The following is a 25,218-nucleotide window of genomic DNA, read 5'->3' as shown; positions in this document are numbered from 1 at the left end:
TAATTACATTTTAGAACGGATAAATTGGAGGTGATGCTTCCTTATCATTCGGTAGATAACCGGAAACTATCAGCGGTACGTCGGATAAATAATGCCGATATCCCGCTCGGTCGTCAGGATTCCATCCTGGTAGCGCTGCTGTTCATTACCCTTGATCTCGACGGCTATTGACCGGCCGTCGTAATGCAACATTCCCGTTACGGTTCGTACACTCATGCCTACAATCCCTTCCAGTTTTCCGGCGGTGTCGGTGATAAGCCGGATCCCGGACGGAGCCTGAATGTGAACCGCTCCGTCTCGGAGGATCGTCATGGTATCCGAACCATTCGTCAGCTCGAAACGCATGCCGTTCACTATCCGGGTATAAGCTGTACTGCCTGCGATTTCCTCTCCATGATCCATGGCTGCCGGCAGAAGGCCGGTGAACCATAGACGTTCTCCGTCTTTAGGCAGGATTCCGCATAGCCGCTCCACGTAATCCATTAGGCAGAGGATGGCGGGCGAGTAAGTCTCCGTAAAACCCTCCTGACCGGTCCACGGACTCAAAGCCTGCGGGAAGCGTTCGGCTCTGGCGAGGGCGGACAGGATCGGCTGCATGACCCAAGTCAGCTCGACATAACGGTGATGCGCTTCGAACGCATGCGGCGCGCGGATCAGGCTCAGGAAGTTGGATGGTCCGCCCCAGCTGTTATAAGTAGAGAACGGATCAAAACGTGGATCGTCCATGGCCAAGGAGGTGAAAGGGTACTTGGCAAAAAATTTGCTCGTATTAAGGAGATAACGCTCCAGCATGGTATCAAACAAGGACCGGTCGCCGACTTCGCAGGCCATGACCCGCAGCAGAACGTCGGACTGGACCCGTACGAAACGGCCGTTTCGGTCCAGGTCATAGAAGAACATATCCTCTTCGTCGTAGCAATAGCGGAAGAGACTGTCCAGGCTGGCCACGGCCTTCGCCCTCCAGCCTTCTCCGGATTGCCCGAGCTCCTCGGCGATCCGGGACAAATACAGCCGCTGGCAGTAGATGTTGGCCGTTAAATCCGGTGCCAGGAAGGGGAGGATCGGCGAATCCGGGTGGAAGGCCGCCGCATCGCTCCCGTAAGGTGTATCGGGTACATGCCAGAACCTTGGTGATAAGTCATGACCGGTATCGAAGGTGCTGAAGGCTTCGACGCAGCCTGTGCCCCGGGTGTTGCGGTTAAGCGCAATCCACTCGTCGTACCGGGCCATGGCCTGATACATCATGTCCAGGAAGGACCGGTCCCGGCCATGCAGACGGTAATGATTCCAAATGCAGCGTGCAAGCGGAGTGACCAGCTGGATCTGGCGGAAGGCCGGCCCGTTCTCGGTCAGCTTGTATGGAATTAAGCCGTCGTCCCGCTGGAAGTCGGCAAAGGCCAAATAAGTCGACTCGGCCACAGAGGGAAGAAAGCGGGACAACAGCTCGGCATTGATTGTCCCCGTGCTTTCCAGCCAGCACCCGAGATAGATGCCGCCCTCCTGGAGAATGGGATTGCGGCCCCTTATGGGGACGATGCAGCAAAGAAGCTTCTGCAGCGCGGCATAGTAAGCATCTTCCAGATTACCGCCGGAAGCGGCGAACCGGACGCCCGATTCCTGCCACTCGGCTAAGAGCAGCGGATCCTCCTGCTTGACCGGCCGCACCCGATCCTCAATCGACATCCGGCGCAGCTTCTCCATTGCATTTTCGTTCATGCTCTAAAGCCACCTCCTTTTCCCCGAGCTCCTCGCGAAGCTTCCAGCGCGGTGCTCGGCGTCACATGACGGTAGAAGTTAGGTTATTGATTGGATTCGAAAATGCGGACCGTGCCGTTATAAAAGTCTGCCACAGCCTGTTTGACGTCTTTACGCCCGAAGCCGATCTCCTGGGTTGTCGTCTGGGCCAGCTTGGAGAATTCCGCGAACCCCGGCGGGTTATAGCTGACGTCGAACGGCTCTTTTTTGGTCGCCTCGGATACCAGGCTCGTATAAGCGTAGACGATCTCCTCGACGGGTCCGGCTTCCTTCTGCAGCAGCTCCCGGTTCGCCTCCGTGACGGGCACCCCGCGGTCATTGCCGAGGATTTTGGCGGCTTCCGGATCATTAATCCAGAAATCCATTAATAAGGCGACTTCTTTCGGATGCTTCGTATTGGCATAACCGGACAATCCTTGGCTCGATTCGAACACGACGCCGGTTCCCTTAGGACCTCGCGGGACCGGATACAGCACGAGCGGGTCTTCCGTTAGGCTCTGAAAAGCGGCCAGCTGATTCGAAGGAAGGAGGCTCATAGCCGCCTTGCCGGTAATTAACAGCGATTTGCTCGTGTCGTCATGCGGATTGGAGACTTGGAGCTCCGGCGTCACCACGCCGCCGGCTTTCGATGCCCTCTCCCAATATTCAAACCATCCCAGAATATCCTCTTGGGCAAAGCCGAGCGTACCGTTCTCCATGTCGTACAGCTGCTTTCCGCGCTGCTTCAAGTAGATGTCCATACCGTCCACGGTGAAGTTATACGTTCCGTATACGCCATTCCCAAGCTTCTCGGACAGCTCCCGGCTGACTGCAGCGTACTCTTCCCAGTCCCAATCCTGGTTAGGCATTGGCATTCCTGCCTTTTCGAACAACGCCTTGTTGATGACAATTCCTCTTGCATTCGCACCGGCGGATATATGCTGCAGCTTGCCGTCGATGCGCCCGTATTCCACCATTGCCGGATCCATGCCATCCAATTTCAGCTCGTTGCCGACGTAAGGATCGAGGTTCAACAGGACGTCCTTCTTGGCATAGTCGACGACGTTCCCGCCCAGGAAGAAGATGTCGGGAGCGGTGCCGGAGGCAAGCTGCGTGTTCAGCTTGTCGAAGTATCCCGACGAGGGCGAGAACTCGCCTACGATTTTGATGTTTGGATGTTTTTCCATAAATATCTTAAGAGCTTCGTTCGTAATATCCGCGCGTTTCTGGTCTCCCCACCACATCATCCGCAGCTCGATTTGGCCTTCGGCTTCGCCCGCTGAACCAGTGCTTCCGCTCTTACCCGTATGATCCGTTCCGGAGCAGGCTGTGATGAACAAGAGAAGAGAAGCCAACATGCCAACCATGATTCGCTTTAACATCGTTATTCCTCCCAAAAATTCGTGATTCGTGCTATACAAGCCATCAATTACGATGCTTTTCTGCAGGGAACTTTACTTCAAGCCTGTCGTGGCGATGCCCTCGAGAAAATACCGCTGAAATAACAGAAAGATGATCGTCACGGGCAGCAGCGACAGCGTGGACATGGCCAGCAAGGCGCCCCAATCGGATTGTCCGGAAGGGTCGAATAAGGATCGAATGCCGAGCTGAACCGTGAATAGGTCGATTTTGCTTAAATAAATCATCTGACTGAAGAAGTCGTCCCAGCTCCAGATGAAGGTGAAGATCGAGGTGGTGATCAGGGCGGGTACGAGAAGCGGAACCACGATTCGGAAAAAGATCTGCGCCTGACCACACCCGTCGATCGTTGCGCTCTCGTCCAACTCGCGCGGAATACCGCGTATGAACTGCACCATCAGCAGGATGAAGAACGAGTCATGGGCAAGCCATTTCGGGAGAATCAGCGGAAAGTACGTATTGATCCAATGCAGCTCATTATACATAATGTACTGGGGCACCAGCGTCACGTGGTACGGAAGCATGATGGTCACGAGCATGATGCTGAACCACAGGCCCTTGAGCCGGAACTTCAACCGTGAGAATGCATAGGCTGCAAGCGAGCAGGACACGACGTTTCCGATGACGCTGAGGATTGAGATGACCAGCGAGTTGCTGAAGAACCGGCCGAAGGACACGCCCTGCAGGCCTTTCCACCCGTTTACGTAATGATCCAGAGTAAACACCTCGGGAATGAGGCCGGAACTGTTGAATATTAGATGGTTCGGTTTGAACGAGCTCAAGACGAGCCATAAGACCGGGTATAGCATGGCGATGCCCAGCAGAATGATAACCGCATGCCTTCCAGCTTGAATAAGGCGGCGCTCCAATGGCATATCGTTACCTCCCTTCCTGGTTGTCGCCATAGAAAACCCAGAACTTCGATGTCAGAAAGACGACTGCCGTAAAGATGCCGATAATCCCCAGCATGATCCATGCCAGCGCCGACGCATATCCCATATCGAAGTACGAGAACCCTTTGAGATAGAGGTACAGAGTGTAGAACATGGTGGCGTCCAGCGGTCCTCCACGCCCGTCGCCGATGACATAAGCCGGCGTGAAGGCTTGAAAGGAATTGATCATGCTCATGATCAGGTTGAAAAAGATGACGGGTGACAGCATCGGCAGCGTAATACTGAAAAATTGCCGCAGTTTCCCGGCACCATCGACCCCCGAAGCTTCATAGAGGTCTGCCGGGATCTGTTTGAGGCCGGCAAGGAAGATGACCATCGCCGATCCGAACTGCCAGATGGACAAGGTCACGATCGTATAGATCACATAATCTGGATGCGCGATCCAGGAAGGTCCGGTAATTCCGAACCAGCTTAAGAACTGGTTGACAAGTCCGCTGCCATCAAAGATCTGGCGCCATACGATCGCAATGGCCACGCTCCCCCCTAACAGCGAAGGAATGTAATACACGGTTCTATAGATGCCGAGACCGCGGATGCCCTTGTTCAGCGCCATGGCGACCAAGAGTGCGAAGGCGAGCCGGAGCGGCACGGATAAGAAGACGTAATAGAACGTCAGCCATAGCGATCGCCGGAAGGTATCATCTTCGCTAAAAATTTGGACATAGTTGCTCAGTCCGGTCCATGTTGCCGATGACAACAGGTTGAATTTGGTCATGGATAAGTACAATGAAGCAATCATCGGCCCGAGCGTCAGACAGAAAAAACCGATGAGCCAAGGAAGCAAAAAGAGGTATGCCGTTTTGTTCTGCTGTCCATACAAGGGTTTGGACGAATTTCTCATCATGAGCCTCCCTTCGGGTATGATGCAGTGGTAGCCTGACCGGTAGTTCGATCAGCGCATTGTGACCGCTTACAAATGGCGCGGTGCACGATCCGTTGCATTCATCATAACGGGGGAGTCCGGAAGGCGGAATCTCATTTCTTCGGATCATGATTGTTGTTTTTTTCGGGTGGCTGCCAAGCGGAAGTCCGACGGGCTCATGTGAAACATCTTTTTGAATTTGGAACTGAAGTAGCCGGGGGAGGAGAATCCGACCAGCTCCGCGATGTCCCAAACGGTGAGTCCCGTCTCCGTCAGAAGGCGAACCGCTTGCCTCATGCGCATCTCCGTGACGTACTGAATGAAGGTGACACCTGCCGCTTCCTTGAACATCTCCGAAAAATACGTAGGATGGTAGTTGTATTGCTCGGCCAGATTTGTCAGTGTAAGGTCCTGCATGTAATGTTCCTCAATATACCGCTTGGCCGATTCGATCACCGTCTGCTCGGCGTGTGTTTCCCGTTCTCCGAAGGCATACTGCTGCGCCCACTCCATCAGCAGGCGCTCGGCTTGCTCGGGCGACTCCATCAGCAGGACCCAATCCGGGGAGAGACCGATCGGCTCGCGTTCGGGAAGATCCCGCGGTACGTCGGCCAAGATTGATTCCATGAGAAGCGAAATTTGAAAAATGCAGCGGTAGAACCGGGGAGAGGAAATAGCAAAAGCGTCCCGGAGTTCCTTCCGAATGATGTCCCCGAAGGCATCCATTTGTCCGCGAACGAGACAGCGATGCAGTGTCCTGCTCGTTTCCTCAGGCAATAACGGGCTGTGATCCGTTACCGGGGCAGGGGTAGGTCCGCCCTGACGCCAAGCCATGTTCCAAGCGAGGAGGGAATGGAGATAGCCTCCTTCCAACGCGCCAAGCCCGTTACGGGCCGGCCTATTCCGATGAGAACGTCAACGTCCAGTAGCGCATCGGCTTGTTCCGTCAGCCTGCGGGCGAACTCCTGTTGAAGTCCCCTTGCGATAACGCAATGCACCGTAGCCGCGTTGGCATGATCACGGAACATCTGGATATTCTCCGAATGAAGCTGTGCCAGTTCATGGCAGAGCATATGAAACGGAAGGCGGAGCTGTTCCAGATCCCGGCCGCCAGCCTCCATCCGTGAACGCGTTGATCTGATGCCCGCCGTGATGAAGCAGACTTCGGATTCCTGCCAAGCATCCAGATGAAACAAGCGGAGGCGTTCCGATAACGAGGAGGGGGGAATCCGGTCTCCCCTCACCAAGTCCATTAGGAATCGCCCTTTCATTTCCTGATAGTATTGGGATAGTCGCCACTGCATCATCTCCGACTCATCCCGCACTTTCCGCTCCTTATCGAGGCTGGCCTTGATGCGCTCCAGTGCCGACTTCAGATCGTCCCGTGTTACGGGCTTAAGCAAATAGTCTGCGGCTTGGCTGCGGACGCCCGCTCTTGCGTATTGAAAATCCTCGTAGCCGGTAATGATCATGATCCGAATGTCGGGAATATAGCTCCGGCACACGTCAAGCAGCTTCACCCCGTCCATAACGGGCATGCTCATATCGGTAATCAGCAGGTCATAATGGCCGGCTTTCAGCAGGGACTCCGCTTCCAAGCCGTTGGCCGCTTCGCCGGTGATCTGAAACCCGGAGGCTTGCCAGTCGACTTTGAGCTTTAGCCCTTCGCGTACCTCAATTTCATCATCCGCAATCAATACGTTGTACATAACGTTCCTCCTGTGCCGGTAATATCAGCTCGATGCAAGTGCCGGTTCCTTCTTCGGCATGGATGTTAACCGTGAACAATGAACCATAGTGCAGGTGGCAGCGGGCGATGACGTTCCCTAGTCCGATATGCCAGCTCCGGCTGTCCAGAATCGGGTCCAGCTGCGGGGTGGCATCCTGATCTCGCAGCTTCCGCAAGATGCCTTTCGGCATGCCGGGTCCGTTATCGGAAATGCGCAGGCGGAGCCGGTCGGCCTCCCGGGTAACCCGGATTTCCACGATGGCGATGGGCTGGTGCCGGAAGCTGTACTTGACCGCATTCTCGATGAGCGGCTGAAGGATAAACTTAATGACCATCAGTGCTTCCAGTCGTCCTTCCTCGGCGATATCGATGCGAAGCTTATCGCCGAAGCGGGTTTGAAGAATGGAAATATAGTGCCGGACATAACCCAATTCTTCCGCTAGGGCAACCCGGTCATCGCTCGTGTTCATCGAAAAGCGCATCATTTTGCCGAGATCCTCGATGACCTGAACCGTATCGTCGGTTCGGCGCTGCATTGCGAGACTGCTGATGAGCTCAAGCGTGTTAAACATGAAATGCGGATTGATCTGCATAAGCAATGCTTTGTATTCCGCCTGCTGGCGAAGCAGCTTGAGCTCGAATTCGTTCTGGATATGCTGCCGGAGACGGCTGATCATATAACGGAAGGTGGAGATAACGTAGCTGACTTCGCTTTTTACGTTTTTATCAGGAGGCAACATCGTCTCGGCCTGATCGAAAGCGCCGCGCTGCACCTGCCTCATCGCCAGCACGAGACGGGTAAGGGGCTTGGTTACGCCATAGGAGAGCCAGGCCGCCGCGAACAGCGAGACGAGGACTAGGATGGCCGTGACGGCTATGATCGTGCTCTGAAGTCTATGAAGCGAGGCATACAGCTCTTGCTCCGGCGCCAATCCGGCGAGCATCCATCCGGTTCGCCCGAGCTTCTTGTAGACCAGGATGTCGCGCTTTCCTTCGGCGTTGTCCAGATAAACAACCCCTGATTTCATCGGCCCGCTCCGGATGCGGTCTATTTCGTGCGCGGCCTCGGCGCCGAGCTCATGCGCTTGTTGGGAAAGAATCGGCCCGCCCTTTTCATTCAAAAGGAAGATCGTACTGTTCTTGGCCAAGTGAATCCTGTTCAGCGGCTCCAGAAAATAGGATTCGCTCACATTTACCTTCATGACCGTTTGAGCCGCTTGATGGTGGAATGTGCCGATCGGCATCAACAGGCTGATGACCGGATTTCCATGGTCCCGAACTCGTTCGTGAGCATCGATGTGGGCAGGAAGCCAGCGCTCTCCCAAGTCGAAGAAGCTGCGATACCACCTCTCCTGCAGGAATGCCGGTTCGAAGGCGACTTGATTCTCACCACCGACTCGCAGGCCGTCCTCGCGGTATACCGAAATATCGGAAATGCTGGTATAGCTGTTGGTTGCCTGAGTAAGGAAGCGGCTCATTGCCAGATTGGCCAGCATCTTCTCGCCTTCGGTCATCGATTTGTCATTCAAGGCGCTGTCCCAGTTCTTGGTCGTGTCGCTGTTGAACACAAGCGAAGCGGCATCGTAAATCTGCATCTGCACCATATCGACATACGAGCCATACTCCTCCATCTTTTCCAAGGCGGAGGACTCGATATAAGAACGGATGACGGTGCGGGCCTCGCTGAAGAGCAGAAAGGACAGCGTGCCGAACGAGAGTACGAAGAGCACCACGATCAATCCGATGAGTCGGCTTTTTAGTGAGAAAAACATGAAACCCCTCCTTGTGTTTGCCACTTGTTTGTTGTTCAAGCAGCAAAAAAGGCTGCGTGAAGCACGCAGCCTTATGGATGTGTGTATGCCGGCGGGAAGCCGTCCTATGCGCTCCTAGAAGCGGACCAGGCTATGAATATGAACCGGCATACCGGTTGCGATGGCGCGGTTGGCTGCAATTCCCGTGAGGATCGATCGGGCCCCATCGATATGATTGGCCGCGCGGTGGAATGGATCCTCCGCGGCCTCTCCGAACAGATCGTTCAGCAGAACCGGATCGCCGCCGCCGTGGCCGCCTGCCTTTTCTTCAACCTCAACTTCATACGGAGCCCCGAACATCGGAAGTACGCGGAGGCTTTTTCCTTTCAACGCGCCTTCCAGCTTCTTATCTCCTCCCGAGTTGACGTAGGACTGCTCGATGACCGACATCTCGATCCGGCCCTTGGTCCCGTTGATGGCAAGGCGGTATCCCTCCCATGGCTGGTAGGCGACCAAGGAATAGGTCAGGATGGCTTTGTTGCGGTAACGGACGAGGACGCCCATCGTATCCTCGATATTAATGCCGTCCCCGAACACGCTCTGATCCCGCTGGTAGCCGTCCTCTTGCTCCGCATCCAAATACATCGCCTTCAGATGGTCATTGGAATCCAAATGGAGCGCGAAGGGATCGTCCTTGGCGACCGGATTTCCGGTCGCCCGGTTGTAGAACTGCGTTACTCCGCGGGCTTCCGCATTTTCCCTTCCATAAAACATGAGATCGCCAAAAGCAAACACGGTTTCCGGCTGAGACCCGATCCAGAAATTGACCAGATCAAAATGATGGGTGGATTTATGAACGAGAAGCCCGCCGCTATTGCGCTTATCCCGATGCCAGCGGCGGAAGTAGTCTGCGCCGTGGCGCGTATTGAGCAGCCACTCGAAATGGACCGACGTCACTTGTCCGATGGTGTCGTTCATGATCAACTCCCGCACCTTGGTATGATGGGGCGCATAGCGATAGTTGAAGGTGACCCGGATGTTTCGGCCCGTCCTTTTGGCGGCATCCAGAATGGCTTGGCATTTCTCTTCGTCGACGGTCATCGGCTTCTCCGTTACGACGTCGCAGCCGAGCTCCATGGCGCGGATAATGTACTTGTGATGCGTCCTGTCAATGCTTGTCACGATGACGTAGTCCGGCTTCTCCGTTTCGATCATCCGGTCGAATTGATCGGCGCCGTAGGTTGGCACCTCGGGGTGGTTATATTTCTCGCGAAGCAGCCGGTTGGCATAGTTCATGCGGGTATGGTTGATATCGCAAAAGGCCGCAAGCTCGGATTGATCGCGGAAATGCTCCGCCAGCGCACCGTAGAAAAATTCGGCCCGGCCCCCGGTTCCGACCAGGACATAGCGTTTTTTGCTGCTCATCTTAAATCGCCTCCTTGAATATAGCTCAAGCCTATAACAAGGGAACACTTCTTTCTCCGCATTTTATGCGTAATCGCTTTCAAACACCGCATATTTTGCTATAATTCAGAACAAGAGGGGGCGAGCGCATGGTGAGACCGTTCAAAGCGGAGTACCGCGATCCGGGCGGATACCTGGATATTGAATATGATCGCCGGATCGGGTATTTCTCGATGGCGACCGATCATCTTCATGACCATTATGAGCTGTATTATCTCTTGTCCGGGGAGCGTATTTACTTTATTAAGGACCGCTCGTACAGAGTGATGGCGGGGGACCTCGTATTCGTCGACCGGAATGCGGTGCATAAGACGCTGGACAGCGGCCGGCCCGACCACGACCGGGTCGTCCTGTATATAAGCCCAGGCTTATTCGGCGATTTATCGGTTTCGTCCGAGCTCGAGGAGAGCTTGCTGGAGCCCTTCCGCTGGGAGGTTCCTTTGCTGCGGCTTCCAACCGCCGAAGGAGAAGCGATCCGGCGCATCGTGGACGAGATGGTGGGCGAGATGGTCCGCCCTCAAGCGGGGAGCGGCCAGCTGCTGCGACATCGCGCTTTGGAGCTGCTGCTCCAAGCTTACCGGGGCCGGCATCTGGGCCAGGTCCGCCCGGCGGACACCGAGCCGGCTCTTCATCCGAAAGCCCAGGCGATCGTGCAGTATTTGAACCGGCACTACCAAAGCCCCGTCACCTTGACCGGTGTCGCCGAAGACTTCCGGATCAGCCCGTATTACCTCAGCCGGTTGTTTAAACAGATGACAGGCTTTACCTTCAGCGATTACGTGAATCTGCTGCGGATCAAAGAAGCACAGCGTCTGCTGCGCGAATCCGGCGATTCCGTAACGGATGTCGCCTTGCATGCCGGATTCGGCAATTTCTCGCATTTCGGGAAAGTGTTCAAGCGGATCGTCGGCATGTCGCCAAGGGAATATCGCCGGCAGTACAGGCCGTAGGGATGAGGGGACCGAGAGCTTGATTGGTTTGCTTGCATAAGAGGGAGCTGGGGGAGGGGAATGGTGAGTGCGTTTTGACATAATCGCATGTGTTGAGGATACATGTCGCCGCAGCGACCGCCCCAGAGCCTCCGGGAGTGTGGATTGGCTGGCCATCTGCCGTTCTGTTGCTGAACCTGCTGGGGGCTGGTAGAATATAACAGGTGCAATCCTAGATGAAATTAAGGAGAGGAATACATGACAGCTCAACAGCAAGCGGCCACGGATTCAATGATCGAATGGCTGGCCCATGAACAGGAGCTCGGCCACAAGCCCAGCAGAATCGAAATAGCCGGAGAATTTGATCTCCACGATATGCATTACTACATATTTAAATATAAGAAGTCCATGCTCGGGAAATGGTTACTTGGCGTCTGCGGCGGCTATGAAAGCTCCTCTGATACTGACCACTGCGGACATGTATTTAGCGAGATGCAGCCCTACAACCCCGCAACAGCAGAGCAGGAGGCCATAGCTATGGTCGAAATGATCCGGGAGTATTGGATGAAGCAGGCGGCAGCCTATGAACAAGAAACCGCAGAGGACAGCAAGGCCGAGCCAGATGAATCATCCGGATCCGGCATCTTTAACGGGTTTGTTCTGCTGAACTCCCCGGAATGTGATCTGGAACAGATCAAGGCCAATCTCCGGCATGACTGGAATATCACCTGGTCCCCCGAGGAGGAAGATGGTGCCTCCAGTAAGGAGAAGGACGGCATTCTGGTTTTTGAGGCAGAGGGCTGTATGGCTGCGGTCAGCTTCGTTGAGGCTCCGGTTCCGGATGGAGAGGCTGAGCATTACGCGCAAGGAAACTATTTGTGGCCCGAGGCGGCTGCGGTTACCCAGACCCATGTTGCGCAGCTGATCGTGGCGGTATTTACACGCACAGGTTCTCCGCTGGACAGCGGAAAAATGTATGCGAAAGTGGCGGCAAGCTGTTTGAAGCTGCCCAATGCGGTGGGGCTTTATTCATCCGGAACGGTATTTCAGCCCGAGATTTTTGTCGATATGGCAGAGCTGATGAAGGAGGAAGATCTATTTCCTCTGTTAAATCTGGTTCACTTCGGTTTGGTCGGAACGGAATCGGGAGTGAGCGGATATACCTATGGGCTGAGAGCTTTAGGCAAGGACGAAATTGAGGTGCTGGACAGCCAGGTAACCCCGGCTGAGCTCCGTGAATTCTTGATGGATATTTCATTGTATGTTGTTGAGCAGGACGTCACGTTAAGGGCTGGGGAAACCATCGGATTTTCGGCTGAGCATAAGCTGCCGATTACCCGCTCCGAGGGCGTGTATGTTCATGGGGACACGCTTAAAATTCAGTACTAATCCAAGGCTGTTGGCCATGGTTCTTCGCTTGCCGTGAAGATCCGCAGCCATGCCGGGTTGCAACAAAGAGCCTTTACCGTTAGCGCGGTGAAGGCTCTTTGTTTATAAGTAACATTGCTGCCAAAACACGTGAATATCAACTTAACAAAGCACAGCTGGTCACATAAATAGGAGGGGATTTTTTTTGGTTATAACCTGAAACCTTGCCTTTCGTTCCGGAGTCTATAAGATATAGCCTAAAAAAATGTAGAAGACCTTAATGAACGGGATCGCAAAGAGCAAAAGGGGTGCATGATTTTGAAAGCGTTGAAGATGCTTACCCTTCTATGGGTTGCCCTATTCGCATTGGCAGGATGCTTCCAGGCGGAATCGAGGGGGCCTGTTACGAAGCAGGAAACCGAAGGGCGGGCTCAGGCTGATAACCCGATGGACTCATCCGCCGCGGGGGAGGCCACTGAGGTACGGTTTACGCTTGAGGATGTGGAAGAAGCATTGAAGGGGCAAGGGATCGACCTCCGCTCCAAGCACATCAGCCCGGACTGGGTGCTAAGTGGCGTGCAAGCCATGATGTATGCACTGGATGAGAACCAGCCGGAAGGCTCAGGCATCGAGGAGCGAATTTCGGTGTACATTTTTGATACGGAAGAAGAACGCATCCAAGGCCAGGCTGATTTCCATAAGCAGAAGGATGTGTATAATATGCAGGTCCCGAATGAACATGAGCTTGCGAACGTCCTGATTTTATACTGGCACCGGGAAAGCTTGGACGAGGCAGCCAATGCGAAATGGGAACAGGACATTAAGACCGCCCTGCCCTCAGCCTTTCTGTCAGTTGTCCACTAACACGCTATTCTTGAAAAAAACGCCCCATCGAGATATTCCTCTTGAAGGTCAGCCCCAGGTATCGATATTTCAGCTCGACTGCCCGGATCGGCTCATCGTGGAGTAGGCGTATCCCATAATTCAGCGGGATGCGGGGGCTTTGGTTCAGCGCGGCCTGCTTGTCTTCCGGGGAGAGGTCCGGATGGAGGGGCATGTCCCCGAGCCCGACAAACGCGATATCGGGATTGCCCTCCAGGTTGGAGCCGCCGACAAGGTGCAGCGAGTAGCTCACGCCAAGCTCTGCCTTAACCGGCCGGTGTCCGCCGTTGACGAGCACGTCCAGCAGCTGCACGTCCGCAATCCCTTCGTTCACCGCCTCGAAGATGATCGTATGCTCGTTGTCGACCGTCGTAAAGAAATCCGTCTTAATCGGTGTGGGGCGGAGATACAGCAGATAGAGCAAGGCGGCTGCGAGGAGCAGCCCCGCCGCAAGAAAGAGGGTCCGCCGTGTTCGCTTCGTGGTTGATTTCATTTTGAAATAGGTCCTGCTTTCCTTATCGATTATGATATCGGCAAATGAACGACCGGAGTGCCGGCCTCGATATCGGCTTTCATCCCTGCGAGATACTTCCGGGTCCGTTCGTCGAGCTCATGCCAGTCAACGTATTTGGAGAAGTAGACGAAGGAGTATACGTTTCGAAAATCAATGAAAAAAGGAATCCGCTTGATCCAATCGGTGCTGAGCGGATGCTCCTGAAGATATCCGGTTAAGAGCGCATCGCAGAAGCGGGAGGCAAACTCGGCTTTTCTCGGGCCGGGAACGGTCTGTACCGCATGATAGATCGAGATCGCGATATCGTAAGCGTACCAGTGATAGCCAATGTCTCCGAAGTCGAAAAAGACGATGTCGCCGTCGTGGACATGGAAATTGCGATGATGCAGATCATTATGGACGATGCCGTAGCCTTGCGGATCTTGGGGGAGGGAGGACAGCTCCTTTAGATACTCCTTCCAACGGGTGTGCACCTTTTCGCCGGCGGCAGCCGGAAATTCATCCGTAAAGATCGGATGGCTGTTCCAATGGGCAAAGCCCATTTGGTGAAGGAGAGCGGCGGAATCGTGCTTGCCGAGCGCATGCATCCTGCCCAGACCGCGTCCCCAGCGCTCGATCACGGCAGCGTCCGATTCCAGATCGGTTAACGGCCGGCCCGGGGCCATCGTAAAGGCGATCACATAAAATAATTGCCCATTATGGGCTACCTCTTCAATAAGAAGCCCCTCCCGCGAGGTTACGGATTCCGTAATGCGAAGCCCGTGTCCTGCCAGATGGGCCATCCAGGTCTGCTCCCGGATGATGTCAGCCTTCCGGTATTTGGCGGCATCCAGAAACTTTAATACGAAACGGGACCCATCCTCCCCGGCATACTCGAATACACTCTGATCAAATCCCCCCAGCAGCTTTAACGAATACGCCCCCTTGCCGAATTTCCCGGCACCTTGGTTCAAAACAGCCTGTTCCATCGATCATTCCCCTCTCTTCCGCTACTCGTCATAGATTCCCGCCCACGGCATAACCACTATCATATGATGGGAATCACTGTATCTATCAGTCTACTATTTTTTAATGTCGGATTGTCAAGTCAAGGGGGCGGCAACTCTTCTGAAAAGGCTTCCCGCTCATTATGTGAACGATTTACTTTAAGTGAATATTAGCTTAATATTTCCTGTTTACAATAAGAGAGAAGCATACATTAAAGCATACATTGTTTTGCGAAAGTATTCTGAACATGAACATTACTAGGAGGAATTAATGATGAAGAAGCTGCTAACAAGTATTATGGCAACATCTATTTTTTTTAATATAGGTGCTGTTTCAGGATCCGCTCAAGCAAAACTGGATGAACATCTATTTTCGAAAAAACCAGGCCTTACCTTTGATGTCATTAGTGACATTCAAGGGGATTACGCTGACTTTAAGCATGTGCTTCATGATATGAAAGAGGTAAATCCTGCTTCGAAAGCATTAATCATTAATGGCGATATTACGGACCGAGGGTGGGATTTCGAATATCAAGCCGTACAACAAGTGTTAGATCGTAATCCTCACCCGGAAAATGTATGGTACAGCATAGGAAATCATGAATTTTATAAACCGAAATGGGCAACACCGAACAAATTAGCACAAGACACATGGCCCAATCATACACCGGAATCTGAAATGTTCCAAAATTTTTATAACTTTACTGGTGAGGAAAAAGTCTACCATAAAAAAGAGTTAGACGGATATCCGTTCCTTTTCTTGGGTACCGAAAAATATATGCACTATCATGATGAGTCTTTGTGGGATGAGGTTTATCTTAGCGATGAGCAGCTTGATTGGTTAAAGCAGAATCTTGAGGAATATTCAAAGAAAAAACCAAATAAACCGATCTTTCTCTTTAGTCATCATATCCTAAAGGATACGATTTCAGGCTCTAATCAATCGCCGTATACAGGTGACTACTTAGACCAGGCTAAATTAGAAGCAATCTTAAAGGATTATCCGCAAGTCATTCTTTTCACAAGCCACAGTCATTGGGATCTGAATCTTCCGGATTGGGCAGGTAAAAAGGTAGTAGAAGGTGGAGATCAACGTGGGTTTACCGTTGTGAACACAGCCGGGATTCAAGCGGGGTGGGCATCGGCAGGGCCTAATGGCGGTGAAGTTTCGACAGGCAATGATTTTAAACAGGGCCTCCAGGTTGAAGTGTACGGAAATGATGTAAAGATCAAGGCGTATGACTATAAAACAGATAAAGTTATTAAAGAGCTTGGTGTGCACAATGGTACTGTTGTTCAATTACCACCCGATGTAGTAGCAGATGACGAAAAAAATCAATTGATCGGTGCTACCCAATACATGGAATACTCTGTGAATGGGAAAAGTCGCTGGGTAGACTATGATCCGAAGAACCCTCCAACATTTGAAGGAAACCAAAATGTATTCGTTCGCCATAAAGGTGAGATGAACCTGGAAGACGGATTATCCAAAAAGGTGACTTTCAAAAAATAATATCTGCAATTCAAGTGTTATAAGAGAGAAAACGATTTAATCGACAACGGTGGCATTGGAATAAAAATGGGAGTGTCCGAAAGAACGCCAGACTCTTTCGAGAACACTCCCATACTTATTTCAAAGCTACCCTTCAAACGCTTGCTTCAGCTCGCGGAAGTCAAGCTGCGACGTGCTAGGCAGCACGATATCCGCATGCGGGAAATGCTCGGCCCGGCCGATCGCAACCGCGAACATGCCTGCGGCCTTGATGGCCTCCACGCCGGACGCAGCGTCCTCGACGCCGATGCAAGCGGCCGGATCGGCGCCAAGCTGGGCAGCCGCCGTCAGGAAAATCTCCGGGTCCGGCTTGTTGTTCTTCAGCTTCGTGACGTCAACGATGACGTCGAAGCGATCCATGACGCCAAGCCGGGTAAGGACGGCTACGGCGTTCTTGCTGGCCGAAGCGATGCCTGTCGCCAGGCCCGCCGCCCGGATAGCGGCGACGAAATCGGCGACGCCGGGAAGCAGATCGGCCGGCGTAATCGTCTCGATCAGCTCGACGTAGAGCTTATTTTTACGCTCCGCCAGCTGATGCAGCTCCTCGTCCGAATAGCTGACGGGCGTTTCCGCTTGGCTTAAGAGCAGCTTCAGGGAGTCCATGCGGGAGACGCCCTTCAGGTTCTCATTAAACTCGCGGGTGAAGGGAATGCCAAGCTCGGCGGCAATGGCTTTCCACGCCTGGTAATGATATTCGGCCGTATCGGTAATGACGCCGTCCAGGTCAAAGATGACGGCTTGAAGCGTTATTCCTTCGCTCATGGTTCATTTCTCCTTCTATCAACGGAAACATGTCTAAGTCATGTTCCCGATTATCACTTTTAAATAGTCTGGCAGCCGATAGGGGATGGACTTTCATGGACCTTCACCAGCAACATGCCGCGTCAATCCCGGCAATTTTGCGATGTGTACCCAGTATGCAATTTGTACCCAGTATGCGATTGTGCTTGGTACATGTCAGGTGAGATTCCCGGCGCATGCGTCGTACGAGCCGTGGACATCCAAGCCTCTGGCTGAGTTAAAACCCTTGAGCTGTTTAGCCTTTAAGCGGCCGTTTCACCGGCTGTCCGGAAGCCAGATCCACAAGCTCCTCATACAGCTTGATTTCGAGGGGTTCGCCTTCGACGAGCTCGATCGTCACACCTGATTTTTCAATCGATACGCCGATCAGCCGGCCCCGGAAGTTCAAGCGGAATGCATACTGCTCCCAATCCTTCGGTATGGCCGGAGAGAGGGACAGCCCGTTTTCCTTAATGCGCATCCCGGCAAATCCGTATACGATGGACATCCAGGTGCCGCCCATATTCGCCATATGCAGCCCGTCCTTCGTATTGCCGTGCGTGTTGTCCAGATCCAGGCGCGCGGTTTCGATGAAATACTCGTACGCCTTGTCCATATTGCCGATCTTCGAAGCCATGATGCTGAAGATACAGGAGGACAGCGAAGAATCGTGCGTCGTGATGCCCTCGTAATAATCGTAGGAGCGGCGGATCGTCTCGAAATCCTGCTCGTCCTCCAGCAGGAAATGCGCCAGCACGGTGTCCGCCTGCTTGCACACCTGGTACCGGTAAATCGTCAGCGGATGGTAGTGCAGCAGCAGCGGATATTTGTCTTCCGGCGTGTTCTCGAAGTCCCATACCGCTTTGCGCAGGAACGTGTCATCCTGCGGATTGATCCCCAGCGTCTCGTCGTAAGGCAGCAGCATCGCGTCCGCAGCCTTGGCCCAAGCGGCGATTTCCGCATCGGTTACGCCGAGTCTGTCGCAGAGCGCTTTGTAGCCTTCCGCATCGTAGTCTTGCAGGATCGAGCAGCTCTTGGCGGCCCACTTCAAGTTATGCTTCGCCATCACGTTGGTGTAATAGTTGTTGTTCACGCAGCAGGTATATTCATCCGGTCCCGTCACTTCATCGATGTGGAACGCCCCGTTGTAGTAATGGCCGATGTCTGCCCAGAGGCGGGCCGTCTCGATCAGCACCTCCGCACCGTAAGACAACAGGAAGTCCTGATCCTGTTCAGCCAGATAATACTGAATATAGCTGTAAGCGATATCGGCGCTGATATGGTACTGCGCGGTTCCCGACGGGAAGAACGAGGAGCATTCGGTTCCCGAAATGGTACGCCACGGGTACAGGGCCCCCTGTTTATGCCCCATCTCGCGGGCTCTTGCCCGTGCCTGGTCAAGCGCAGCGTAACGATACAGCAGAAGCTGGCGTGCGATGTCCGGCTGAGTCATCAGGAATACCGGGAACATGTAAATTTCCGTATCCCAGAAGTAATGCCCTTCGTATCCTTCGCCGCTGAGGCCTTTAGCCGAGATGTTGCTGTACTTGTCCCGACCGGCGGATTGCAGCAGCTGGAACAGATTGAACCGGATGCCCTCCTGAAGACGATCATCGTTACGAATCGTGACATCGGCGGACTTCCAGTAGTTGTCCAAATACCGGGTCTGCTCGGCGACCAGATCCTCGAACGACAGATCCTGCAGTCGCTCGTGGAGCCTGATGCCCTCCTCCACGAGATCCGAGCCATGACGCAGGCTGTCCGTGTACATATTGTATTTCGTCAAAGTAACCGGTCCGGAGAGCGGGAATGAAGCGGTGAACAGAACTTCGCCCGATCCGGCTTCCAGCTGCACCTGCGCCTCGGAGCCTTCCAGACGGTGACGCGTCACGCAAGCCGCACGCAGCTTGGAAGCCATCGTCTCGTCAATGACGTAGCCGTCCTGACCTCGAACGCCGGCATCGATCACGGTCATCCGCTCCGCATGACCGGCTCCGACCCGCGGATCGTTCGGGTTCGTGTAGTTTTTTACGTTACCGTTCACCGTCGAGACGATGCGTACCCGGCCGTTGAAATTGACCGGCTCCAGCTGGAGCTGGATCGCAAACAATTCGCGGCGGGTGAAGGACACCAGGCGTCGGAACGTCAATCGGATTTCTTTGCCGGACGGAGAAGTCCACTGCACCTTTCGCTCCGCATAGCCTTTATCCATGTGCAGATGGCGTTCATGGGCCGAAATCGTGCCGTGGTCCAGACGAAACGGCTCCGGCTCGTCGTCCAAGTAGACGAGAACGGTTTGAGCGTCGATATTGTTAACAAGCTTTTGCTGGGTATCGGGAAAGGCGAACAGTTTCTCGCCGTATGGAATTTCAATGATATCGTGAAAAGCATTCAGATAGGTTCCGCGAATGGTCGACATGGACGGGCCATATCCCTCCTCGAAGTTGCCCCGGACGCCGAGGTAACCGTTTCCAAGCGCGAACAGGCTCTCCATATTGAGCAGTGCCTGCTGTGATAATTCGGAATTTGAAATCTTCCAAGTCATCGTGTACACTTCCTCCCTAGCAAGGTTATGTTTGAATTTTAGAGCCAAAAAGGGTTATATTATACTAAAATATTCAGATTTTTATCAATATTTTTAGGTGGTGTGCAAATAATGAAGGAGCTGTCCCGGCCGGCAAACCCGCCCTTTGTTTTGTCTTCCCGGATGCAGTATTTACGCGACAATTTTATCCATCCGCCGTTCGATTACGAGCATGAGCTGCTGGAAGCGATCCGATTCGGCGACGAGGCCAAAGCGATGGATATGCTGCGCAAGATCAATGAGCTCGAGGCCGCGGTCTTGGCCAGCTATCCGCTCCGCTCCAAGAAGAACGCGCTGATTGCCTCTTGTACGTTATTTACCCGGGCGATTATTAAGGGCGGAGTCGATCCGGAGACGGCCTTTCATCTCAGCGACACGCTTATTTTGGAAATCGAGAAGATCGGCGATGTGGAGCGTCTCGTCGCATTCGAATACGAGATGCTGGTGCAGTTCGTCTCGATGATCCGCAAGGAGAAGGAAGAGCTGACGTACTCGCATATTGTGAACCTGGCGATCTATTATATTCGCGAGCATATTTTTCAAGAGCTGTCCCTGCAGGGAATCGCGGACCATCTGGGCGTTCACCCGAGCTACCTGTCCGACCGCTTCAAGCGGGAGACCGGCATGCCGCTGACCTCGTATATTAACCGGAGAAAGGTGGAGGAATCCAAGCATCTGCTTGTGTACACGAATCAGTCCATCTCCGAAATCGCATTCACGTTCAAGTTCTGCAGCCAGAGCTATTATACGCAGGTGTTCCGAAATTTTACGGGGATGACGCCGCGCCAGTTCCGGTTAAGCGGAGCCAAATCCATATCGACATGAAGAAAGAGACCTCTAGCATGAACAGACTAAAACAGAAAATGCTGGATTTAAGCCTGGAGCATAAGCTGATCGCCGCTTTCTCCTGCTTCATCATTGTGCCGCTCATTCTGATCGGCGGGATCGTATCCTGGGTATATGTGGACAACAACCGTACAACGATGATTGATGCGGCCGTGGAGAACAATAAACAGATCGTCAAAAATATCGATACATCCCTTCAGCCCCTGCTGCGGCTGTCAATGTTCCCGATCCAGGACTCGACGGTGTATCAGATCATGCGCAAGGATTACGCCAAAATCGAGTATCCCCTGCTGGAACGCGGCCAGGATTTCGACAAAGTGAACGGCTTGATCCAGAGCGGCATCATGCTATATTCTGATCTGATCGATTCGGTGGTCATTTATCATGAGAACAGCAAGTCGATCATCGGCCGCAGCAACCGGGAATATATGAATGCTGCTTATTTCAGGGACCGATTCACCGAGGAGCCGTTTGTCCGGAAGATCCGGGAGGCGTATGGACTCTTTGTGCCAATCGGCATACACAAGGAGGAGCTGCTGTCCGCCAAGGGCGTGCCGGTCGTATCGGTAGGCCGGGCCATTATGGACCCCTATACGAAGGAGGACCTCGGCTTTATCCTGTTTAACATTTCGGTGGACAAGCTGAAGACGCTGTGGAGCGATACGGCCTTTTCGGAAAACACGAGCTTTTACCTTATCGATGAAGCCGACCGGATCGTTCACAGCATGAATGCGGAAGAGATCGGGCTGCCGGCTTCCGAGGTGCTTGGCAGCGAGTTTCAATATCATAAGGACGGCAAGGTGAACACGCAGATTGCCCGGGACACCTATATCATTTCTTCCGGTTCCTCGCTGGCGAATTGGAAGGCCGTCACCGTCATTCCGAAGAAGGACCTGTTCTCGATCGTGTACCTGATGGTAGCGGTTTTGATCGGCGTCCTCATCTTGCTTCTGGTGCTCTCGATCCTGATCTCCGCCCGAATCGCGACCACGATCATGAAGCCGCTGGCGGTGCTCAACAGCAAGATGAAGCTGGTATCCCAAGGGCAGCTGAACGTAAGCCTGGATACGAAGCAGCGTGGGGAGATCGGCGTCATCAACAACACGGTCGACCAAATGCTCAAGGAGATCCGGGAGCTGATCGAGCGAATCTACGTGGAGGAGGAGGAGAAGCGGAAGCTGGAAATGAATGCGCTCCAGTCGCAGATCCGCCCGCATTTTATCTATAATACGCTGAACGTGATTAAGTGGATGGCCAAAATCCAGGGCGCTGCGGGCATCGAAGAAGCGCTGCAGGCGTTCTCGTCCGTCATCAAGTTCACGGTAAAGAAGGAAGGGAACTACGTTACCATTGCCGAGGAGGTCGAATTCATGGAGAATTACACCAAAATCCTCGATTTTCGGTACTTTAATACCTTCGATGTCACGTATGAGGTCGATCCGGCCGTTATGAAATATAGGACGCTGAAGTTTCTATTGCAGCCGCTAGTGGAAAATGCGGTGTTTCACGGATTCGAAGGCATTGACTATAAAGGCCACCTGATCATCGCTATTTATGAGGATCAAGGAGCGCTTGTCATGAAGGTCGAGGATAACGGACGGGGCTTCCCGGAGGACGGGCAGCCCAAGAAGGAACAGAACGGGCCAAGGGATGGCTTCAACTCGATCGGATTGAACAATATTCGTAACCGGATATCCCTTCACTTCGGTCCGGAATACGGGCTTTGGATCCAGCGAAGGGAGCAAGGCGGAACGGTGGCATGGATCCGCGTTCCGATCATCACAGAAGAAGCAGGGTGATAGCAAGTGCGGATACTTATCGTGGATGACGAGCCGCTCGTTCGGATCGGCATCAAGTCAGCAATCGACTGGGAAGCTCAGGGTGTGCAGATCGTCGGAGAGGCCGGTGACGGAGAGGAGGCGCTGCAGCAAATTGCGGACAAGGACCCGGATGTGGTGCTCCTCGACATCAAAATGCCCAAGCTGGACGGCATTGAGGTGCTTCGCAGGGTTCGTGAGCAGCAGCTGCCGGTTCAGATCGTGGTGCTTAGCAGCTTCGACGATATAGCTTATGTGAAGGAAGCTTTGAAGCTTGGGGCTTTCGATTACTTCCATAAACCGGATATGAACGAACGCGAGCTGACAGCGATGCTTCGGAGCATCCGGGAGCAGCTTGGAACAAGCGGGACGCCTGCCCCGCCGACCGTGGTGACGCAAGGCAGCCGGAAGGAACAGCTGCTGTATGAGGCCCTCGAAGGCAAGGTGCAGGACCTGTCCGAAACGAGTCTTGAGGAAGGGAATATGTATATCGTTCTCTTTAAAATCAAAAACTATCGCACCGTCATTCAGCGATATACGAAAGAAACCGAATCGGTGCTCCCCAGCACCGTTCAAAATGTGGTGCGCGAGATGCTCTCCAAAGAGAAGGAGGTCGAATACCTGCAGCTAGACGTCCAGCATAGCTGCGTATTCATCAGCAACAGCGAGCATAAGAGTCTGCTCGCATCCCTAAACCGCGTAAACAAATTGGTGCAGATGATCAGCTCGGCCCTGAAGCGGTTCGTGAACATCGATATCGTGCTGGGCGTCAGCGATTGGTTCGAAGGCTACAGCGCCATTCCTGCAGGCTATGAGCAGGCGGCTAAAGCGCTGTCCCATCATTTTTACCATCCTGATACGTCCATCTTCTATTATCAGCATCTGCGGCTGCAGGGGGAGAGCGCGCTGAAGCAGGCGGATGCCTATGTGAGCCAGATGAAGTCGGCGCTGCGGGAAGAGGAGAATGAACGTTTTCTGGAGCTGCTGTCCCGCTGGGAGGCGTTCTTGGAGCAGGAGGAGTGCATGGAGGAGCGGGATGTCCGCAAAGTGTACGAAGGCTTGCTGTTCATGATCGGCGGGGACGACGGCAAAGTTGAATCAGGGGCGGAGCACAGCGGAGGCTTCGAGGAGATCGAGGATTTCCGGGGAATGGCCGCGGGATACCGGAAGCTGTTCGAGGACCGTCTCAAGCAGCGCCAGCGACTGTCGAATAAAGGCTACAGCCAGCTTACGCGCAGCATTATGGAATATATCGAGGAGCATTATGCCGAGAGCCTTTCCCTGAAATTGTTCGGGGAGCTGCTGCATGTCAGCCCGAATTACGTCAGCCGGCTGTTCAAGCAGGAGGTTGGCCAAGGGCTGTTCGACTATATTAATGAGCTCCGGATTGAGAAAGCGAAGAGACTGCTTCGGGACTATCGATACAAAATATATGATGTCGCCGAGATGGTGGGATTTCATAATCAGGCCCATTTTGCGATTGTATTTCAGAAATACACAGGCTTATCTCCTAAGCAATATAGGAAAGAAGAAGTGTGATTTTAGAGAAGAAAGTGTAATTTTTCATAAAATCGTTTCTCTCGTGCAAGATATCTATAAAAAAATAGTCAATATTAAAAAATTAATCATCATTTGATTAATTTTTTTTATTCTTCGGACTCCTTATCATGAATGTGTAAGGTTTAACGAAACGAAACATAGGGGGTAGCATTCATGGGTAAAGTGAACAAGAAGATTTCCGCCATGCTGGTATTATGCCTGGCTCTTGTTGTCGCGTTAACCGCTTGCGGCGGCAATAAAAGCGCTGACAATAAAGAAGGAGCATCCGGAGAGAAAGTGACCGTAAACTTCGGCTTCTGGGGTACGGCGCAGGATTTGGAGATCTACCAGAAAGCAGCCGATACCATTTCCGAGAAATATCCCGAGATCGAGCTGAAGATCAAGCAGTATCCGAGCAGCGAGCAGTTCTGGAATACGTTGCCCGGCGAAATTGCGGCAGGCGTAGCGCCTGACTTTATTAAGATGTCCAATGAAGGCGCATACGAGTACATCAACAAAGGCCTGTTCACGCCGATTGATGATCTGGTTCAAGCGACGGGCGTTGACATGGGCCGTTTCCCGGATACCTCGAAGAAGATCTGGAATGTTGACGGCAAGCAGTACGGCATTCCGAACAGCGACATGCCGGCCATGTTCTTCATTAACGAGCAGATGTGGAAGGACGCCGGTCTTGGCGATTACCCAACCACATGGGACGAAGTGATCGAAGCGGCGAAAGTGCTGAACAAAGGCAATGTAAAAGGCATTATCGTCAATCTGGACGCATTCCATATTACGAACTACGTGAAAAGCTTCGGCGGCGGATGGGGCAACGGCAAGACCATAAACTCCCCTGAAAACGTAAAAGCGCTGGAATTGATCATCGACATGTACAACCAAGGCATCGCGGTTACTCCGAAATCCGCCGGCTTCGGCTGGGACGGCGAAGTGTTCGCGAACAGCCTGGGTGCTATGAGCACCGGCGGATATTGGTATAAAGGCTACCTGAAGGACGCCAACCCGGATATGAAATACGTTGCGATTCCGGTTCCGAAAGGCACAACGAACGGCAGCACCATGAGCTCCGACGCTTATATGGTGCTGAAGGATGCCAAGAACAAGGAGGCCGCACTGAAGGCCGCTTATTACATGACCAATGACGACACGCAAACCGCATTCATGGATCTTGGCTTCAATCCTGCCGTGTCGTCGCTGTCCGAGAAATACTTCGAGAAAAATCCGGAGTTCAAGGCGCTTCAGCCGGCGCTGGAATACAGCACCGACTATGGCTATCCGACCGATACCAAGCGCTTCACGGATGAACTGGTGAAAGAGCTGGAAGGCCTTGTGCTTGGCGGTTCCGGTAAGACGGCTCAGCAAATTCTCGACGATATTCAGAGCCAGTTCCAATAAGAAAAACAGGCAACAACCTGCTCCCGCTCCTTGATATCAGGGAGGCGGGAGCCTTTATTTTGCATGAGCGATTCAATTCTAGCATGGGAGTGGGGG

Annotated in this window: 20 protein-coding genes; 8 read left to right on the top strand and 12 right to left on the bottom strand. The window is 53.2% G+C overall.

All coding sequences use genetic code 11. The features are described from left to right. Positions 1–69: 69 nt before the first annotated feature. The 8 genes from MKX76_RS20830 to MKX76_RS20795 all read right to left on the bottom strand — a co-directional run bounded on the left by MKX76_RS20830 (position 70) and on the right by MKX76_RS20795 (position 9,873). Positions 70–1,716 carry an MGH1-like glycoside hydrolase domain-containing protein gene (locus MKX76_RS20830; RefSeq protein ID WP_007130650.1) on the bottom strand — a complete coding sequence of 549 codons (1,647 nt, stop codon included), beginning with the start codon at positions 1,714–1,716 and terminating at the stop codon, positions 70–72. A gap of 83 nt (positions 1,717–1,799) precedes the next feature. Then, complete coding sequence (locus MKX76_RS20825; protein ID WP_007130649.1) at positions 1,800–3,116, bottom strand: ABC transporter substrate-binding protein; 1,317 nt, start codon at positions 3,114–3,116, stop codon at positions 1,800–1,802. Between the two features lie 72 nt (positions 3,117–3,188). Further along, positions 3,189–4,028: a carbohydrate ABC transporter permease gene (locus tag MKX76_RS20820; RefSeq protein ID WP_007130648.1), complete on the bottom strand. Its 840-nt coding sequence runs from the start codon at positions 4,026–4,028 to the stop codon at positions 3,189–3,191. Between the two features lie 4 nt (positions 4,029–4,032). Continuing rightward, entirely contained in the window at positions 4,033–4,947 is a 915-nt protein-coding gene (locus MKX76_RS20815) for a carbohydrate ABC transporter permease (RefSeq protein ID WP_007130647.1), read from the bottom strand. A gap of 147 nt (positions 4,948–5,094) precedes the next feature. Next, entirely contained in the window at positions 5,095–5,802 is a 708-nt protein-coding gene (locus MKX76_RS20810) for a helix-turn-helix transcriptional regulator (protein ID WP_341034543.1), read from the bottom strand. After that, positions 5,763–6,677, bottom strand: coding sequence for a response regulator (locus tag MKX76_RS20805; protein WP_341034542.1), 915 nt, complete (start codon positions 6,675–6,677; stop codon positions 5,763–5,765). The genes MKX76_RS20810 and MKX76_RS20805 overlap by 40 nt, the downstream gene beginning before the upstream one ends. After that, the gene (locus MKX76_RS20800) at positions 6,652–8,469 is read right to left on the bottom strand and encodes a cache domain-containing sensor histidine kinase (protein ID WP_007130645.1); all 1,818 of its coding nucleotides are present in this window, start codon (positions 8,467–8,469) and stop codon (positions 6,652–6,654) included. The genes MKX76_RS20805 and MKX76_RS20800 overlap by 26 nt, the downstream gene beginning before the upstream one ends. A 114-nt stretch (positions 8,470–8,583) precedes the next feature. Next, on the bottom strand, positions 8,584–9,873 hold the full coding sequence (locus tag MKX76_RS20795; protein WP_007130644.1) for a Gfo/Idh/MocA family oxidoreductase: 1,290 nt from the start codon (positions 9,871–9,873) through the stop codon (positions 8,584–8,586). A gap of 128 nt (positions 9,874–10,001) precedes the next feature. Between MKX76_RS20795 and MKX76_RS20790 the strand changes: the two genes are divergently transcribed. The 3 genes from MKX76_RS20790 (at position 10,002) to MKX76_RS20780 (ending at position 13,073) form a co-directional block, all read left to right on the top strand. Continuing rightward, entirely contained in the window at positions 10,002–10,862 is an 861-nt protein-coding gene (locus tag MKX76_RS20790) for an AraC family transcriptional regulator (RefSeq protein ID WP_341034541.1), read from the top strand. 237 nt (positions 10,863–11,099) lie between these two features. Further along, positions 11,100–12,230 carry a DUF4261 domain-containing protein gene (locus tag MKX76_RS20785; protein ID WP_007130642.1) on the top strand — a complete coding sequence of 377 codons (1,131 nt, stop codon included), beginning with the start codon at positions 11,100–11,102 and terminating at the stop codon, positions 12,228–12,230. A 297-nt stretch (positions 12,231–12,527) separates the two neighbouring features. Further along, positions 12,528–13,073 (top strand): hypothetical protein, encoded by a 546-nt coding sequence (locus MKX76_RS20780; RefSeq protein ID WP_138919333.1) that lies wholly within the window; start codon positions 12,528–12,530, stop codon positions 13,071–13,073. A 4-nt stretch (positions 13,074–13,077) separates the two neighbouring features. Here the strand turns inward: MKX76_RS20780 and MKX76_RS20775 are convergent, their stop codons facing one another. Together MKX76_RS20775 and MKX76_RS20770 are read right to left on the bottom strand one after the other, a co-directional pair. After that, positions 13,078–13,584: a hypothetical protein gene (locus tag MKX76_RS20775; protein WP_007130640.1), complete on the bottom strand. Its 507-nt coding sequence runs from the start codon at positions 13,582–13,584 to the stop codon at positions 13,078–13,080. A 29-nt stretch (positions 13,585–13,613) separates the two neighbouring features. Continuing rightward, on the bottom strand, positions 13,614–14,573 hold the full coding sequence (locus tag MKX76_RS20770) for a phosphotransferase enzyme family protein (RefSeq protein ID WP_341034540.1): 960 nt from the start codon (positions 14,571–14,573) through the stop codon (positions 13,614–13,616). A 292-nt stretch (positions 14,574–14,865) separates the two neighbouring features. Here MKX76_RS20770 and MKX76_RS20765 point away from each other — a divergent pair, with 292 nt between their 5' ends. Continuing rightward, complete coding sequence (locus MKX76_RS20765) at positions 14,866–16,104, top strand: DUF4073 domain-containing protein (RefSeq protein WP_341035068.1); 1,239 nt, start codon at positions 14,866–14,868, stop codon at positions 16,102–16,104. Positions 16,105–16,230: 126 nt separating this feature from the next. On the opposite strand, the gene pgmB is transcribed toward MKX76_RS20765, so the two are convergent. Together pgmB and MKX76_RS20755 are read right to left on the bottom strand one after the other, a co-directional pair. Then, positions 16,231–16,905 carry a beta-phosphoglucomutase gene (pgmB, locus tag MKX76_RS20760; RefSeq protein WP_213613229.1) on the bottom strand — a complete coding sequence of 225 codons (675 nt, stop codon included), beginning with the start codon at positions 16,903–16,905 and terminating at the stop codon, positions 16,231–16,233. A gap of 274 nt (positions 16,906–17,179) precedes the next feature. Next, complete coding sequence (locus MKX76_RS20755) at positions 17,180–19,468, bottom strand: glycoside hydrolase family 65 protein (RefSeq protein ID WP_341034539.1); 2,289 nt, start codon at positions 19,466–19,468, stop codon at positions 17,180–17,182. A gap of 111 nt (positions 19,469–19,579) precedes the next feature. Here MKX76_RS20755 and MKX76_RS20750 point away from each other — a divergent pair, with 111 nt between their 5' ends. The 4 genes from MKX76_RS20750 to MKX76_RS20735 all read left to right on the top strand — a co-directional run bounded on the left by MKX76_RS20750 (position 19,580) and on the right by MKX76_RS20735 (position 25,122). Then, positions 19,580–20,332, top strand: coding sequence for a helix-turn-helix transcriptional regulator (locus tag MKX76_RS20750; RefSeq protein ID WP_007130635.1), 753 nt, complete (start codon positions 19,580–19,582; stop codon positions 20,330–20,332). Between the two features lie 17 nt (positions 20,333–20,349). Continuing rightward, positions 20,350–22,152 carry a sensor histidine kinase gene (locus MKX76_RS20745; protein WP_040738808.1) on the top strand — a complete coding sequence of 601 codons (1,803 nt, stop codon included), beginning with the start codon at positions 20,350–20,352 and terminating at the stop codon, positions 22,150–22,152. A gap of 6 nt (positions 22,153–22,158) precedes the next feature. Beyond that, a complete protein-coding gene (locus tag MKX76_RS20740) occupies positions 22,159–23,709 on the top strand; it encodes a response regulator transcription factor (RefSeq protein WP_341034538.1) in 1,551 nt (516 codons plus the stop codon). Positions 23,710–23,883: 174 nt separating this feature from the next. Continuing rightward, entirely contained in the window at positions 23,884–25,122 is a 1,239-nt protein-coding gene (locus MKX76_RS20735; protein ID WP_007130632.1) for an ABC transporter substrate-binding protein, read from the top strand. Positions 25,123–25,218: the final 96 nt, after the last annotated feature.

Origin of the sequence: Paenibacillus sp. FSL R5-0810, assembly GCF_038002285.1 — a bacterium.
Classification (GTDB): domain Bacteria; phylum Bacillota; class Bacilli; order Paenibacillales; family Paenibacillaceae; genus Paenibacillus_AQ; species Paenibacillus_AQ lactis.
Note: the sequence above shows the minus strand (reverse complement) of the source record. Positions and strands in the feature narration are given on the sequence as shown.